Source organism: Agrobacterium sp. ST15.13.013, assembly GCF_027956525.1.
Lineage (GTDB): Bacteria > Pseudomonadota > Alphaproteobacteria > Rhizobiales > Rhizobiaceae > Agrobacterium > Agrobacterium salinitolerans.
This window is the reverse complement of record NZ_JAQKGP010000022.1, coordinates 47,427-62,950: the sequence shown is the minus strand read 5'-3', so window position 1 is coordinate 62,950 and position 15,524 is coordinate 47,427. Positions and strand designations below refer to the sequence as shown.

The window sequence follows — 15,524 nt, the reverse complement described above, 5'->3', positions numbered from 1 at the left end:
GCCCGCCAGCTTGTACCGTTTCCTGTTCAGATCGGATAATGCAGCGGTCCGTCCTGCAACGTGACCCAGCGTAGCTCTGTGAATTCCGCAATGCCCGCCGTGCCGCCGAAGCGGCCGTAGCCGGAGGCCTTAACCCCGCCGAAGGGCATCTGCGCTTCATCGTGAACGGTTGGACCGTTGATGTGGCATATGCCGCTTTCTATACGGGCGGCAATGGACAGCGCCCGTGCCTGATCCCTACCGAAAATCGCAGCGGAGAGGCCGAACTCGGTTTCATTGGCAATGCTTACCGCCTCATCGATGCTGCCGGCCCTGATGATGGAAACGACCGGACCGAAACTTTCCTCCGAATAGAGCCGCATGGCGGGGGTGACGCCATCGACGGCAATCGCATCCAGCATCGTGCCGTTGCCGCCGCCACCGGCGACCTGCCGTGCACCCTTGGAGACGGCGTCATCCACCAGCGCCCGAATGCGCGAGGTTGCTTCGGCGCTGACCAGCGAGCCGAGCGGTGTTTTGCCCTCACGCGGATCGCCAGCCGTGAGGCTCGACGCTTTTTTGGCGAAGGCCTCCACAAACGCATCGGCGACGCTGTCGAGCACGATGATGCGTTCCGTCGACATGCAGATCTGGCCCTGGTTCATGTATGCGCCGAAAGCCGCAGCCGCGACAGCTGCGTCGATATCGGCATCGTCAAGCACAATGAACGGCGCCTTGCCGCCAAGCTCCAGCAGCGCGGGTTTCAGGTAACGGCCGGCCGTTTCGGCAATCACCCGGCCGACACGGGTCGAGCCGGTGAAATTCACGCGTCTGACGGCGGGGTGTGCGATCAGCGTATCGACGATCTTTGCGGCATCTTCCGGCGCGTTGGAGACGGCGTTGAGCACGCCCTTGGGCAGACCGGCGGAAGCGACCGCCTCAATGATCAGCGCATGGGTGCGTGGGCAGAGTTCCGAGGTCTTCATCACCACCGTATTGCCGCAGGCAAGCGGCGTGGCGATGGAGCGCACGCCGAGAATAACCGGCGCGTTCCACGGCGCGATGGACAGCACAACGCCCGCTGGCTGGCGCAGCGCCATGGCCACGGTTCCCGGACGGTTGGACGGAATGATCTCGCCCTTGATCTGGGTGGTGAGGCTTGCGGCCTCCACCAGCATATCGCTTGCCAGTTTGACGTTGAAACCGGCCCAGGCGTCGGTTGCGCCGATTTCTTCCTTCATCGCCTGGGTAATATCGGGCCCTGCGGCCAGAAGCGCCTGCGCAGCGGCCAGAAGCAGGCGACGGCGTTCACCGGGCGGCGTTGCCGACCAGACCGGGAAAGCGGCCGCCGCGGCATCGGCCGCGCGGGTAGCGTCCTCCACTGTTGCCGCCGCAGCACTCGTCGCCACGTCGCCGGTAATGGGGTTGCTGCGTTCGAAGCGCTTGCCGCTTGTGGCCGGGCAATGGTCGCCACCGATGAAAAGATTGACAGTCTGCATGATCTTCCTCCTGAATTCAGACAATGGCGGCGGTGGTGCCGCCAAGAAACGCCCGTTGCACGGCGGGATCGGCGGACAGGGCTTCAGCCGTGCCTGCCCCGACAATCCGCCCTGCTTCCAGCAAATAACCGCGATCGGCAAGCGCGAGGCTTTCGCGCACATTCTGCTCTACGAGCAGAATGGAAAGGCCGCTTTTCTTGATCTCCGCCAAAGCGGCAAAAAGTTCCTGTGTAACGATGGGCGCAAGACCAAGGCTCGGTTCATCCAGCAGCAGATAATCCGGTGCCGACATCAACGCGCGGCCGATGGCGACCATCTGCTGCTCGCCGCCGGACATGGTGCCGGCAAGCTGCTGCCGCCGCTCCGCAAGCCGCGGAAACAGCGAAAAAATATGCTCTCTTGTCGTCTTTTCCGCTGAACGGGCATGGCGGGGATTGGATCCGAGACGGAGATTGTCTTCCACCGTCAACGCCGCGAAAATTCCGCGCCCCTCCGGCACCAGCGCCACACCCCGCTCCACGATCTGATGGGCGGGAACCTCGGCAAGCGACTCGCCATTGACGCGCACGTCGCCGGCGGCTGCCGCAACTAGGCCGCCGACCGCCTTCAGCAGTGACGACTTGCCGGCTCCATTGGCACCGAGCAGCACCACCGTTTCGCCCTTGGCGACATTGAGCGATATGCCGTCAACCGCGAGATGTTTGCCGTAGCGGATTGTCAGTGCGTCTATTTCAAGCATGTGCCGCTCCCAGATAGGCGGAAATGACGTGCGGATCGTCAAGCACCCTTGCCGTCGGCCCGTCGGCAATCTTGCGACCGGCCGCCATGACCACCGAGCGCGAGCAAAGGGCGCGCACGGCGGCCATGATATGTTCCACCAGCAAGATCGTCGTACCCTCCGATGCCAGCCGCCGGATCAGCGCTATTCCCTCCTGAAGTTCGGTGGGATTGAGGCCCGCGAGCCATTCATCCAGCAACAGAAGCTTCGGTTCACCCGCAAGCGCACGCGCCAGTTCAAGGCGTTTCTGGTCAATATAGGTGAGATCGCCAGCCGGCATCGTCTCCCGCCCGGCAAGACCAATCCTTTCAAGGCAGGCGCGCGCAACCTTCTCCGCCTCGGGACGCGAAAGCCGTTGCGGGCCGAACATGGCCGATACGGCAACGTTTTCGAGTAGGGAAAGCGAAGGCAAAAGCCGCACGAGCTGGAAGGTGCGCGCCACGCCGGCGCGCGCAATCACATCCGGCCGTCTGCCCGCAATCTCCTGCCCTTTGAGCCGGATCGACCCTTCGGTCGGCTTCAACGCCCCGGAGATGAGATTCATCAGCGTCGTCTTGCCGGAACCGTTCGGCCCAAGCAGCCCGACGACTTCGCCGGCCTCGATGGTAAGACCAAGGCCATCCACCGCCTTCAGCCCGCCGAAGGTCTTGCGGATATCGGTGATTTCGAGAACGGCGCTCATGCGGCTTTCTCCTTTTTGCGCAACTTCTCGAGCGCCGCGAGCACGCCATCCGGCAGCACGAACACGATGAGGATGAAGAGAGCGCCGAGAATGATGGAAAAATGATTGGGGAAGTTGGCACCCAGCCACTCGAACAGCAGGAACAGCGGCACCGCACCGAGGATCGGTCCCCAGCGTCGTGTGGCTCCGCCAAGCAGTGCCATGATGACGGTGAGGAACGAGACCTGCGGATTAAAGACGATGGCCGGCTCGATATAGACCCAGCGCGGGGCCTGAATGGCGCCGACAAGCGTGATGATCGTGGCCGACAGCACGAAAAGCGTCAGCTTGGTGCGTGCGAGATTAATGCCCGCATGGGCGGCCACGACCTCGTCGTCACCGATTGCCTTCAACGCCAGTCCGAGCTTGCTGCGGTCGATGAGGATCGACAGCAGAAGGGTAATGACAGCCAGCGCCAGCAATTGCCAGAGCACATGCTGCGGCTCCAGCGGCAGGAAGATGTAACGCCCGAGCGTGCCCGTCACATTCACCTCATACCAGGTGATGAGCTGACGGATAAGTTCGGCAAGACCGAAGGAAAAGATCACGAAATAAATGCCGGCGACGCGCAGTGTGGACAGCCCGACGACGAGCGCCAGCGACGCGCCGACAAGGGCCGCACTCAGGAGGACGAGCGGCCATGGTAAGACTTCGCTCAGCACCGCAACCGTATAGGCCCCGACACCGAAGAACGCGACGGTGGCGAGCGAAATATACCGCGTCGGACCGGAGAACATCGCCCAGGCGGAGGCAAGCGTCGCATAACCGAGAAGGCCGATGATAACACCGACGCCATAGGCATCGAAAAAGAAGGGGGAAAGCGCCAGCAGCGCGGCTGCGGCAAGGCCGATGAGAAGCGGGATCATTTGCCCCTCCTTGCGAAAATGCCTTCCGGACGCCAGAGCAGCACCACAAGGAAAAGCAGATAGGTGGCGGCAAGCGTGAGGCCGGGATCAACGTAAACGAGTACGAAGGTTTCCACGAGGCCAAGCAGCAGGCCGGCAACCAGCGCGCCGAGCAGATTGCCAACACCGCCCATGATGACGACGACAAGCGCCTTCATGGTGAAGACAACGCCATAGGAGGCGGAAAAAGTCTGATACATAGAGATCATCACCCCGCCTGCCACGGCGAGTGCGCCGCCAAGCGCAAAACCGATTGAGGCCACGCGATTCACATCGATGCCGACCAGCGGCGCGGATTTGGGCGCCAGCGCGACCGCCCGCAGGTTGAGGCCCCAGCGGCTGTGGGTGAGCGCCAGATATAGCCCGCCACCGATTGCGACCGACAGGCCGAAGGACAAGAGCCGGTCCAGCGCCACTGTCGTGCCGAAGACGTCGACGCCATCGGAGAGGTAGGAATAGGAATGGTAGTTGCCGCCGAACGCCACCAGCATGATGCCCTGGATAACGAAGAGCAGCCCGAAGGTCGCCAGAATGGAATCGACTTCCAGACGGCCGGACGCGCCCGAACGGCGCACCAGCGGCCGCATCATGACCCGGTAGATGACGAAAGACAGGGCGTAACCGAGCGGAACGATGATGAAAAGAGACCAGAGTGGCGACAGGCCATAGGCGGAAAACAGCACGAAGGTGATGAAGGCAGCCGCAATCAGCACTTCGCCATAGGCAAGGTTCATGATGCGGGCGATGCCATATTGCAGCGAAAGTCCAAGCGCGATCAGCGCATAGGTCCCTCCCAGCATCAAACCGAAGATGAGGGTGGATAAAAACAAGGGAACGTCTCCAGTATGGAACATGGCCGAAGCCTTCCGGCCGGGGTTTACGGCCCCGGCCGGCAAAGGCTCACCATTGCGGCTTCGGAATGACCGGCTTCGCTGCGCCCGGGCGGTCTGCGGGCGCAATCGCCACGAAACGGTCACCCTGCCATTGTCCCGCCCACCAGAGCTGGCGAAGCTGGTTGTCTTCAAGCTTGACCGGGCCGATGACGGTCTGGAAACTTCCCGTCGAAAGCTCATTCGCCACCGCCGCCTTATCAAGGCCGACACGTTGGATGGACTGGGCAAGCATTTCGAGGCTCGCATAGGTGATGGCGCTTGCCCAGCTGTCCGGCTTGGCGCCGATGAAGGCTTCGTGGCGCTTGAAATAATCCTCGATCTTGTCGCTGCTGCCATCGACGCCGCCGATGCTGATCACGCCTTCCTGCTTGCCATCGGAGACCTTCGGGAAAATCGGGAACGCACCGCCGACACCGACATAAAGAACCTTCGGGTTGAATCGCGCGGTCTGCGCCTGTTTCGTCACCGCGAAACTGTCGGGCGGATAGGAAAAGGCAATGAAGCTGTCCGCGCCGCTCGCCGCCGCCTCGTTCACAAGTGCTGCGAAATCCGAGGTGCCGACCGGATAGGTCTTGTCATAGGCAAGCGTGAAACCCGCTTCCTTCAGCGCCGGCCGCGCGGCCTTGATGAGATCGATGCCGAAACCGTCAGCCACCGAAATCACCGCGACCTTGTCGTTGATCTGGCCGGCATCGCGTGCGGCTTTCAAAACATCGGCCAGTGCATTGGCATAATCATGGCCACCACCGAGCATCCAGAAGCTCTTTTTCCAGCGGGCGGCAAATTCGGGCGCCTTGTCGGTGACGCCAGTCACCGCAAGCTGCGGATAACCGAAACGGTCGTAGAGCGGAGCGACGGCCAGATTGAAGCCCGTTCCCCAGGGCGGCAGAATGAAATCGACCTTGTCCTGGCTCGCCAGACGCTCGGTGAACCGCACCGCATCCTCGGCCGAGGAACGGTCGTCATATTCGACCACTTCCACCGGCAGGCGCTTGCCATCCGGCAGGGTGAGGCCGCCGGCATCGTTGACCTCCTTCACCCATAATTTGTAGTTGGGAATGGTGGTGATGCCGGCGCCCGTGGCGTTGGCGCCGCTTTTTGAGACCGCATAACCGATCTTCACCGAGGTGCGGTCCTGCGCATTGGCGTGACCGAAAAATACCGCCGACAGGGCAGCACTGGAGAGCAGGCAGAACAGCGTTCTGCGCTTCAGACTATTCATGATGTTCCTCCCAAAGCGCGTTGTCGGGGTTGCCATTCTCCTCAAGGCTTTCCCCTGCGCTGATCAAAGTTTAGCAATGACAGCCGCATATAAAATGCACTAATGTAGCGCATTATTGCACTTTTGGAGGTCGAATGCCGCTGCACAGCCAGATTGCCGGCAATCGCGTGGAGATCACGGCGCGCACCCTCGCCTCGACGCTGCGCATATCCGAGTTCCGGCTGGAATCGGATAGCGCCCATCTCCTTCTCCTGTCCGCCGGGGAAGCGGAAATCATACAGGGTGAAAAGACGCTGCCTGTCCCGGCACCGGGGCTGATCTGGCTGCCCATCGGTCCTAATGGCCGCCTCCGGCTGAATGCCGGAAGCCGTGGATCGCTGCTTAAGACGACGGAAATCGGGCTTGCCCATGCGATGCCCACCGGCACGAGCGCAAGCGCTGTTCGCAATATATTGCAACGTGTTCTGACGCAGACGCCGGCGGAGAAGGACCGGCAGGAACTGGCGGGTTATCTTGAGACCATCGCCAGCGAAAATGTCCGCGCGACAACCGGCTCAGACACGATCATCACCAGCCTCCTCTCCGTCACCCTCATTCGCATATGCCAGCACGCCATCGCCGATATTGCCGCAGCCGTCTCCACGCCTGGCAGCCTCACCGAGCGTTTCGTGCTGCTGGTCAGCCAGCACAAACGTGATCAATGGGGCGTGGAAGACTATGCAAGGCAACTCGGCGTCAATCGCGAACGGCTGGGATTTGCGGTGCGCAAGGCGACGGGGCTTTCGCCGCAGGCCTATATTCACCGGGAACTGCTGTCCGAAGCGCGCGACCTTCTTGTGAACTCATCGCTGCAAGTCGCTGAAATCGCATTCCGATTGGGCTTTCAGGACCCTGGATACTTCAACCGCTTTTTCACTCGCAACGAGGGCACGTCTCCCGGCCGTTTCAGGAGAACGGCAACGCGAATGCAGAAGGTTCCGCCGCCATCTTATGCGGCCTGGCCGTGACCTGACAGGCGGCTGAGAATTAAGCCGCTTCCAGTTCTTTGATATTGGCAAGGTCCGCTTCCAGCCTCGCAGCCGCCGCCTTAATGTCAAAGGCGTTCTGCAGGTTCAGCCAATATTCCGGTGTGGTCTTGAAAAATTTTGCCAGGCGCAAGGCGGTGTCGGCGGTGATACCGAGTTTCTCTCCGGCAATGCGTTCTATGCGGGTGCGCGGAATATTGAGGTGCTTTGCAAGAGCGTAAGCAGACATCCCCAGCGGCTCAAGATAGAGTTCCCGCAGGATTTCCCCCGGATGGATCGGAGGCGATTTACTGATTGTCATGCTCGCTGGCCCTCCTTGGCCGATTTGTCATGAGCCTCTCCACAAAAATGCCAGACTAGTGATAGTCGGTTATTTCAACGTTTTCCGGCCCTGCTTCCGTCCAGACGAAGCAGATGCGCCACTGCTTGTTGATCCGGATCGAATATTGGCCTTCACGGTCGCCGGACACCTCCAAACGGTTACCGGGCGGTGACCGAAAGTCTTCTACCGTGGTCGCCGCGTCCAGGATCGTGAGCAGCTGCTGGGCGCGGCGTACCAGATCGGCGGGAAAGCCCTTCTTCACAGATCCGTCGTCAATCGACGCGGTCAGCTTGTTTTTGAAAGAGCGGATCATTGTTGGCCTCGCGATGTTGGTATCATAAACCGATACGCACAGAAGTCAACAGAGCCGTATCTCAAAGAGATACGGCTATTACCACCCCACCACCGTTCGATGCCTCCCGATTGGCAGCATCATCGGCTTGCCCGAGGTCGGATCCTCGATGACCCGGCTTTCGATGCCGAAGACGTGACGGACATTCTCTTCCGTCAGCACCTCTTCCGGCGTGCCGAACACATGCAGCTTCCCGTCCCTCATGGCAACGAGATGATCGGCATAACGGGCCGCGAGATTGAGGTCATGCAGCACCATGACGATGGTGGTCTCGCGGGCGTGGTTGAGGTCGGTCAGAAGATCCAGCACCTCGACCTGGTGGCTGATATCGAGGAAGGTGGTCGGTTCATCCAGCAGCAATATGTCTGTCTGTTGAGCGAGCGCCATGGCGATCCAGACGCGTTGACGCTGGCCGCCGGAAAGCTCATCCACCGGCCGCTCGGCCAGTTCCACCGTATCGGTGGCGACAAGGGCTGCGGCGACGGCCTCGTCGTCCTGCCGCGACCAGCGGGCGAAGAGGCCGTGATGTGGGTGCCGGCCACGGCTGACGAGATCGGCAACCACGATACCCTCCGGCGCTATCGGCGATTGCGGTAAAAGGCCCATGCGCTTTGCGAGATCGCGGGAGGCAAGTCGATGAATCGATTTTCCATCGAGCAGAACCTGACCGGCGCGTGGCGTAATGAGCCGTGACATGCTGCGCAGCAAGGTGGACTTGCCGCAGGCATTGGCGCCGACGATGACGGTGATCTTGCCGCGCGGAACGGTGAGATCCAGCCCTTCTATGATGAGGTTTTCGCCGTAGCCGGCCGACAGGCCGTTCACGGAAAGGGAGTGGCCGGTCATAACGAGCCTCCGCTGCGGTTGACCCGCACGATCAGGTAAATCAGATAGGGCGCACCGAGCGCGCCGGTAACGACGCCGACCGGATAACGGCCTGGCAACAGAAACTGGCCGCAATAATCGCCAACCAGCACCAGCACAGCCCCGACCAGAGCCGCAGGAAGGAGCAGCGAGCCGTTGCTGCCGACGATGCGCGCCGCAATCGGCCCGGAGAGAAAAGCGACAAAGGCGATCGGCCCGGAGACCGCCGTTGCAAAGGCGATCATGCCGACTGCGGCGATGATGACGATGATACGGGTTCGTCCCACCCGCACGCCGAGCGCTGCGGCGGCGTCGTCACCCAGTCTCAACGCTTCCAGATCACGCGCCCGGCTGAGGAGCAGGCCGCCGAACAGGATGAGCGCGATGAGGAGCGGCAGCAACTGGGCGATTTTGGCGCCGTTGACGCTGCCGGTCAGCCAGCGCATCGCCTCCTGCAACGTCCATGCCGGCGCAACGGAGAGTATATAGGCGATGAAGCTTTCCAGCATGGCTGAAACGCCGATGCCGACGAGGATAAGCCTCGTGCCGGCCACGCCGTTGCGGAAGGACAGGAGATAGACGAGAAGCGCGACGCCGAGACCGGCCGCGACGGCGAAGACCGAGATTAGCGGACCGCTTATCTGCAAAACGACGATGGCGAAAACGGCCGCCGCACTTGCGCCGGAACTGATGCCGATAATATCGGGACTGGCGAGCGGATTGCGCAGCATGATCTGGAAGGCGACGCCGCCGAGCCCGAAGCTCAGGCCTGCGAGAACCGAAAGGAGCGCGCGCGGCAGGCGCAGCTGCCCGACGGTGAACGTGACGCCGGCAATCTCCTCCCCCAACAGAACACGAGTGACATCGCCGGGCGGCGTGAAGGATTGCCCGAGCATCAGCGTAATTGCGAAAGCGGCGATCAGGATCACCGACAGGGCGGCGATGACAAGACGGCGCCGGCGCTGACGGGCATGGCGATTGAAAACAAGATTTTCGATGACGGGAGCGGATATGGTCATAATTCGCGCACCCTCTGGCGTCTGACAATCCAGATGAAGAAAGGCGCACCGACAAGGGCGGTGACGATGCCGACATCGAGTTCCGACGGCCGCGCCACGATGCGCCCGACAATATCGCCGGCAAGCAGCAGGCACGCACCGCCAAGTGCCGAGAACGGCAAAAGCCAGCGATTGTCCACCCCGACGAGCAGGCGGCAGAGATGCGGCACCACCAGCCCGACAAAACCGATCGGCCCGCAAATGGCGGTAGCCGCACCGCAGAGCAGAATGGCACCGAAGGAGGCTACGGCTCGGGCCACCGCAACATTCTCGCCAAGCCCGGCGGCGAGTTCGTCTCCGAGCGCCAGAGAATTCAGCTTGCGCGCCGAAAGCAGGCTGATGATGAAGCCGGCGGCCAGAAAGGGCAGCACGGTCTCGATGCGCTCGAAAGTCGCCCCACCGACGCCGCCGATCTGCCAGGAACGGATGCCGCCGGCAATATCGCTACGCGGCAGCACGACGGCGACGACGAGCGAGGAAAAGGCGACGGAGGTGGCGGCGCCCGCAAGTGCGAGTTTCAACGGTGTCGCCCCGCCTCGCCCGAGCGAACCGACGACATAAACGAAAACCGCAGATCCCCCCGCCCCGGCAATCGCGACCATGATGAAGGCCTGCGCCGTGGCGATGCCGAACCAGACAATGCCGATGACGACGGCGAGCGACGCCCCCATGTTGACACCGAGAATGCCTGGATCGGCAAGCGGATTACGGGTGACGCCCTGCATGATGGCCCCGGCCAGCCCAAGTGCCGCCCCGGAAAGCAGGGCAAGCAGCGTGCGCGGCAGGCGCACCGCGACGGCCGCCTCGGCAACCGTCGCGACGCGGCCGCTGAGCCCACCAACAATATCCGCAAAAGAGACCTCACGCGTGCCGATGGCGACGGAGAGCGCACAAAGCAGTGCGAGAAGCGCCAGCACCGCACCGAGCCAGGCCGTTCGCACGCGGTTGGAGCGGCCGGCGAGCAGCACGGCCGTCGCTTTGCCAGGGCCGGACATTGTCACTGCGATTTCCCGGAGGATTTGTCGGCGGCCTTTGCCAGAAGATCGGCATAGTCCTTCAACACCCACGAAATCGACAGCGGCGTGGGGTTGGAGGCGGTGCCAAGCGGATCGCGGCCCAGCATGACGATGGCATCATTGGCAACGGCCGGCATGCGCGCGAGAAGCGGATCGGCCCGCATGGCATTCAGCAGCTGCTCACTGCCATAGGTCACGACGATATCGACATCGTCGAAGGCATCCACACGCTCGGCGCTGACGCCGGCGGCGAATTGCCCCGGCTTCGTCGCCTCCAAGACGCTTTTCGGCGAGGAAAGCCCAAGATCGGCGAAAAACTTCACCCGGGTGTCATTGGCCGTATAAAAATTGACGACGCTGAGATTGGTGGCGTCGAGATGGGTGACGAACATGGCCGACTTGCCCTTCAGCTGCGGGTGGCCGGCAACGACCTCAGCAATCTCACCCTCTATGCGTTTGATTAGCGCTTCACCTTCGGCCGCCATGCCAAGACCGGCGCTGTTCAATCGGATCATCTCGCGCCAGTCCGTTGCCCAGGGAGAAACGGGATAGGCGACGACAGGGGCGATCTGGCTCAGCGTATCGTAGTCGGACTGGCTGAGGCCTGAATAGGCGGCAAGGATGACATCCGGCTGCGTCGCCGCCACGGCCTCGAAATCTATACCGTCACCCTCGTCGAACAGAACAGGCTTTGCGGCATCGAGTTCGGTAAGCCGCTTCGCCACCCATGGCAGCAGGCCATCGCCGTCATCATCGCCGAAATTGGCCGCCGCAAAGCCGACAGGCACGATGCCGAGGGCCAACGGCACCTCATGGTTGGCCCAGGCGACAGTCGCGACCCGCTGCGGTTTCTTCGCAATCGTGGTCGTGCCGAACGCATGTTTGATGACGATGGGATAGCGGGTTGTCTCCTCCGCCGCGGCCATATTCGGCGCGATCATCGACAGGAAAAGCACAAATACCGACATGAGGCAGCGGAACGGGCAAAGCATTGGCGAGCTCTCAAAGGTTCAAAAGTGGAGTTGAACTCTCAGCTTCAAATGCCCCCGTCAAGCCCAGGCAGGAAATGGCGTCGCAACAGCGGTGAAATTTCCGGGGTTTTGTACAAAACCGCAAAAAGTTACAATACCGGACAAACTTTCTCAAGTTATTGGGCGCTTCGAGAGTGGGCCGTGCAAGCGGCGGTCGGGGCATCAACGTCTGGAACATACCAATGAATATCGAAACCGAAGGCAGACACCGCAAAACCACGCGACGTCGTTATCAGGATAGGGCGCTGCTTGCCTGCACGGCGCTTGTCGCCACCCTGCCCGGCTCCCTTCTGGCGCAGGAAGCTGCCAATACGGGCGGCAGCACGGTTCTGGAGCGCATCACCATCGATAGCGGCGACAATGACCAGAAGTCCATTGTCGCCACCCGCACCACAAGCGGCAGCAAGATGGCGACCGATATTCTCGACACACCGGCCTCCGTTTCCGTCATCACCGCCAGGGAAATGCAGCAGCGCGGCGTGCAGAGCGTGGAAGAGGCGCTGCAATATACCGCCGGTGTGACAACGGATTTTTACGGCTCCGACGACCGTTTCGACTATTTCAAGATTCGCGGTTTCGACGCCTATACCTATCGCGACGGGTTGACGCTTGGCCGTCCCTTCGGCGCGCTGCGCGAAGAAACCTATGCCTATGAGCGTGTGGAAGTGCTGAAGGGCGGAAATTCCACCACCTTTGGCGTCTCGGATCCCGGCGGCTCGGTGAATTATTCCACCAAGGTGCCGAAGCGCACCCGTTTCGGTGAAGCCTATGTCACCGGCGGCTCCTATGGCCGCGCCGAAACCGGCTTCGACTTTGGCGACAATATCACCAGCGACGACACGCTGTCCTATCGCCTGACCGGCAAGCTCAGAAATGCCGATGCGGAATATGACTATTCCCGCGACGACGAGAAATTCTTCATGGGCGGCTTAACCTGGCGCCCCACGGACGTCACCAGCCTTACCGTGGTTTACGATCATCTGAACAAGGATGGCGTTCCGGGCGGGGGCGGCCATCCCGTCGGCTCGCATTTCGACCGGAGCCGCTTCTTCGGCGAACCGGACTACAATTATCGCGGCACGAACCGCAATTCGCTGAGCGTGATGTTCGACCACGATTTCGGCTCCGGCCTGACGCTGAGTTCCAATGCGCGCTACAGCAAGGCGAATACGGACTTCGGTTACGCCTATATCTCGTCGACACCGACCAACGGTTCGACCATCGCCAACCGGTCCTATTTCGGAAACGACACCGAGACCGAAAACTTCCTGATCGACACACGCCTGCAATATGACACGCGGTTTGAAACTGTCGAAAGCCGCAGCCTCGTCGGCGTTTTTTATAACAACTACGAATCCGGCAGCAAAAGCTACTTCGGTGCTGCGCCGAGCATCAACTGGATGAACCCGGTCTATACCGGCGCACCCGCTTCCGTGCCGCTCTATGCCGACTCCCTGACGGATCAGAAGACCAAGGCGATCTATCTCCAGCAGGACTTCACCTTCTTCGACAGGCTGATCGTCAGCGCCGGCCTGCGCAACGACTGGATCGACACCGAGCAGACCAATCGGCTGAATGGCACGACGGCCAGCGGCGACATCAGCGAACTGACCAAGCGCATCGGCGTGTCCTACAAGGTCACCAACGAAATCGCGCCTTATATCAGCTATGCCGAATCGGTAGTGCCCGCATCCGGCCTGACGGTAGAGCCCGAACGCGGCGAGCAGATCGAACTCGGGGTGAAATACCGGCCCGACGCTTTCCCGGCCCTGTTCACCGCATCGATCTACGATCTGAAGAAGAACAACATTACCGTTACCAGCCCGATCACCAGCCTGCCGACCACCATCGGCGAGGTACGCGTGCGCGGTCTCGATCTCGAAGCCAAGGCGGAAGTGACCGACAATCTCAGCCTGACGGCGGCCTATTCCTATCTCGACGCGGAAATCACGGAAAACGGCACCGGCGGCAATGTCGGCAACCGGCCGCAATTCGTGCCAGAGCATCAGGCTTCATTGTGGGTCAATTATACGCTTGCTGGCAACGACCATTTCGGCGACATGACCTTCGGTCTCGGCGGCCGCTATACAGGCGCCTATTATTTCGACAATGCCAACAAGGTCGAAACCGGAAGCAGCGTGACCGTGGATGCCGCGTTCAGCTACAAGATTCAGGAAACTGCCTCGCTGGACGTCAATGTTTCCAACATCTTCAACGAAAAACATGTCTCTTATGGCGGGTTCGGCGCTGACTTTTATAATCCCGGTCGGGCGTTTTCCATAACCTTGCGAAAGACGTGGTAAAAAACGACATTAGCAATATTTTTCAGAATATTGCATAGTTTTTCTAACACATAAAGTCATCCTCGGGCTTGTCCCGAGGATCTGACCGGGTCGCATCAAGACACCGATCTCGCCCCGTCAAAGCAGCTTGTGCAGACGTCGCCAGGCGGCGGGCGTGTTGCCTACGGACTGGCGGAAAGCCTTGGTCAGATGGGCCTGATCGGAAAAGCCGAGCTGGGCGGCGATATCGGCCACCGTCAGATCGCCTTCCAGCAGAAGTTTCTGGGCGGCATTGATGCGCCGCTCCAATTGCCATTGCAGCGGCGTCTTGCCGGTGGTCTGGCGAAATACGGTGGCGAACCAGCTTTCCGAAAGCCCGACGATATCGGCCATCTCGGCAACCGTCATACGGTCGTCGCCACGTTTTTCGACCTGGGCAAGAAGCTTGTTCAACTGCGCCTGCGTCAGCCTGCCATTAGCCTGCTCCGGAGCAGGGCCGGGAATATCCAGCAGGCCGGCAACGATGCTGCCGACAAGACTTTCCGCGTAGACCGCATGTTTCGAGGGTTCGCAGAGCTCATCGACAAGCAGGCCGGCAAGGGTTTCCACCGAACCGATGTCCTGTATCTCGACCGGGCGACGCAGCGCCGTCATCGCCGCGGAACTGCCGACCGAAGGTGACAGGAAGCGCAACAACCGGTCCTTGTGAATATGCAGGTTGAGATGCGAGAACCGGTGCGTGGCGCTGCTGCTCGTCCACATCGGCACGCCGGCGGGCACATAAACCGCCCGTGTCATTGGCCGCGAATGGTTGGTAAATTCGCCATTGCGGTTGGACATGCTGATGCGCGAGGAGACATCGTTGAAAAAGATCATGATGCGCGGATCGGCGGCCAGATAATAACCCTTCGCCCCCATCTGGCTTTCCGCCTCCCAGAAAGCACTGACCAGTCCGTCGAACTGGCGCCATTTCACCGGCGCAGTGACGCTGATCCCTTCCGTGTGCCAGGTCATGGAATGCCAGAAACTCAATGCGGGTACCGTCCGGTTGTCGGGTTAGGGTGAGCGTATGAAAAGACGCGCGCACCACGCCAGTCATCGCGCTGCGCCCCATTAACATGACTTATCAATTCATGTTAATAGCAAAGATCGTTATAAAGTGAAACGTTCGCGGCGGCGACCGCGCTGGAACCTCTGCTCATGACGGCCGTTGAACTCCTGACAGAAGTGCAACAAGGAGATTACCATGAACAGCAATAAGGAACCGGGCGACTTCGCAGACAAGAAGCGCGAGGAGCACGGCCGTGGCGTGATCGTGGCGGGGCCGGACGCGCATGAAAACGAGAAGGACGGCAAAGCCCCGTCGCCAGACGCTGAAAAAACCCCGGCCGGCAAACCGTCCGTCATCGGACCGGCGATAGGGAAACCGTCCTGCGCAAACAAGATAAAGAGGGCCTATGAGGCGTCCAGCAATCTTTTCACCGTCGCGGCAAACCTTGCGCCTTGGCGGTCGATAGAACGCAAAACACCTCCCCGATTTCTCGGGGAGGTGTTTATTCTTAAATAGCCGGGTTTTT

16 protein-coding genes are annotated in these 15,524 nt (G+C 60.9%); 3 read left to right on the top strand and 13 right to left on the bottom strand.

Annotated elements, in window-relative coordinates; genetic code table 11:
- Positions 1-26: 26 nt before the first annotated feature.
- The 6 genes from PL597_RS20155 to PL597_RS20130 all read right to left on the bottom strand — a co-directional run bounded on the left by PL597_RS20155 (position 27) and on the right by PL597_RS20130 (position 5,997).
- A complete protein-coding gene (locus tag PL597_RS20155; RefSeq protein ID WP_271366100.1) occupies positions 27-1,478 on the bottom strand; it encodes an aldehyde dehydrogenase in 1,452 nt (483 codons plus the stop codon).
- Positions 1,479-1,494: 16 nt separating this feature from the next.
- Positions 1,495-2,217 carry an ABC transporter ATP-binding protein gene (locus tag PL597_RS20150; protein WP_271366099.1) on the bottom strand — a complete coding sequence of 241 codons (723 nt, stop codon included), beginning with the start codon at positions 2,215-2,217 and terminating at the stop codon, positions 1,495-1,497.
- Complete coding sequence (locus PL597_RS20145) at positions 2,210-2,938, bottom strand: ABC transporter ATP-binding protein (RefSeq protein WP_149148153.1); 729 nt, start codon at positions 2,936-2,938, stop codon at positions 2,210-2,212. The genes PL597_RS20150 and PL597_RS20145 overlap by 8 nt, the downstream gene beginning before the upstream one ends.
- Positions 2,935-3,843: a branched-chain amino acid ABC transporter permease gene (locus PL597_RS20140; protein WP_149148154.1), complete on the bottom strand. Its 909-nt coding sequence runs from the start codon at positions 3,841-3,843 to the stop codon at positions 2,935-2,937. Before PL597_RS20140 ends, PL597_RS20145 begins: the two co-directional genes overlap by 4 nt.
- Positions 3,840-4,712 (bottom strand): branched-chain amino acid ABC transporter permease, encoded by an 873-nt coding sequence (locus tag PL597_RS20135; protein WP_149148155.1) that lies wholly within the window; start codon positions 4,710-4,712, stop codon positions 3,840-3,842. The genes PL597_RS20140 and PL597_RS20135 overlap by 4 nt, the downstream gene beginning before the upstream one ends.
- A gap of 70 nt (positions 4,713-4,782) precedes the next feature.
- Positions 4,783-5,997 (bottom strand): amino acid ABC transporter substrate-binding protein, encoded by a 1,215-nt coding sequence (locus PL597_RS20130; protein WP_149148156.1) that lies wholly within the window; start codon positions 5,995-5,997, stop codon positions 4,783-4,785.
- 134 nt (positions 5,998-6,131) lie between these two features.
- Here PL597_RS20130 and PL597_RS20125 point away from each other — a divergent pair, with 134 nt between their 5' ends.
- The gene (locus tag PL597_RS20125; RefSeq protein WP_149148157.1) at positions 6,132-7,004 is read left to right on the top strand and encodes a helix-turn-helix transcriptional regulator; all 873 of its coding nucleotides are present in this window, start codon (positions 6,132-6,134) and stop codon (positions 7,002-7,004) included.
- A 19-nt stretch (positions 7,005-7,023) separates the two neighbouring features.
- Here PL597_RS20125 and PL597_RS20120 read toward each other — a convergent pair whose 3' ends face one another.
- The 6 genes from PL597_RS20120 to PL597_RS20095 all read right to left on the bottom strand — a co-directional run bounded on the left by PL597_RS20120 (position 7,024) and on the right by PL597_RS20095 (position 11,626).
- A complete protein-coding gene (locus PL597_RS20120) occupies positions 7,024-7,323 on the bottom strand; it encodes a HigA family addiction module antitoxin (protein ID WP_149148158.1) in 300 nt (99 codons plus the stop codon).
- Between the two features lie 55 nt (positions 7,324-7,378).
- A complete protein-coding gene (locus PL597_RS20115) occupies positions 7,379-7,657 on the bottom strand; it encodes a type II toxin-antitoxin system RelE/ParE family toxin (RefSeq protein ID WP_149148159.1) in 279 nt (92 codons plus the stop codon).
- A 78-nt stretch (positions 7,658-7,735) separates the two neighbouring features.
- Positions 7,736-8,542 carry an ABC transporter ATP-binding protein gene (locus PL597_RS20110; RefSeq protein ID WP_149148160.1) on the bottom strand — a complete coding sequence of 269 codons (807 nt, stop codon included), beginning with the start codon at positions 8,540-8,542 and terminating at the stop codon, positions 7,736-7,738.
- Positions 8,539-9,579 (bottom strand): FecCD family ABC transporter permease, encoded by a 1,041-nt coding sequence (locus PL597_RS20105; RefSeq protein ID WP_149148161.1) that lies wholly within the window; start codon positions 9,577-9,579, stop codon positions 8,539-8,541. Before PL597_RS20105 ends, PL597_RS20110 begins: the two co-directional genes overlap by 4 nt.
- Positions 9,576-10,619 carry a FecCD family ABC transporter permease gene (locus PL597_RS20100; RefSeq protein ID WP_149148162.1) on the bottom strand — a complete coding sequence of 348 codons (1,044 nt, stop codon included), beginning with the start codon at positions 10,617-10,619 and terminating at the stop codon, positions 9,576-9,578. The genes PL597_RS20105 and PL597_RS20100 overlap by 4 nt, the downstream gene beginning before the upstream one ends.
- Complete coding sequence (locus PL597_RS20095; protein ID WP_149148163.1) at positions 10,616-11,626, bottom strand: iron-siderophore ABC transporter substrate-binding protein; 1,011 nt, start codon at positions 11,624-11,626, stop codon at positions 10,616-10,618. Before PL597_RS20095 ends, PL597_RS20100 begins: the two co-directional genes overlap by 4 nt.
- Before the next feature lie 221 nt (positions 11,627-11,847).
- Between PL597_RS20095 and PL597_RS20090 the strand changes: the two genes are divergently transcribed.
- Entirely contained in the window at positions 11,848-13,968 is a 2,121-nt protein-coding gene (locus PL597_RS20090; RefSeq protein WP_271366096.1) for a TonB-dependent siderophore receptor, read from the top strand.
- A gap of 117 nt (positions 13,969-14,085) precedes the next feature.
- Here the strand turns inward: PL597_RS20090 and PL597_RS20085 are convergent, their stop codons facing one another.
- Entirely contained in the window at positions 14,086-14,979 is an 894-nt protein-coding gene (locus tag PL597_RS20085) for a helix-turn-helix domain-containing protein (protein WP_210248739.1), read from the bottom strand.
- 214 nt (positions 14,980-15,193) lie between these two features.
- Here PL597_RS20085 and PL597_RS20080 point away from each other — a divergent pair, with 214 nt between their 5' ends.
- Positions 15,194-15,514, top strand: coding sequence for a hypothetical protein (locus tag PL597_RS20080; RefSeq protein ID WP_271366095.1), 321 nt, complete (start codon positions 15,194-15,196; stop codon positions 15,512-15,514).
- Positions 15,515-15,524 lie beyond the last annotated feature (10 nt).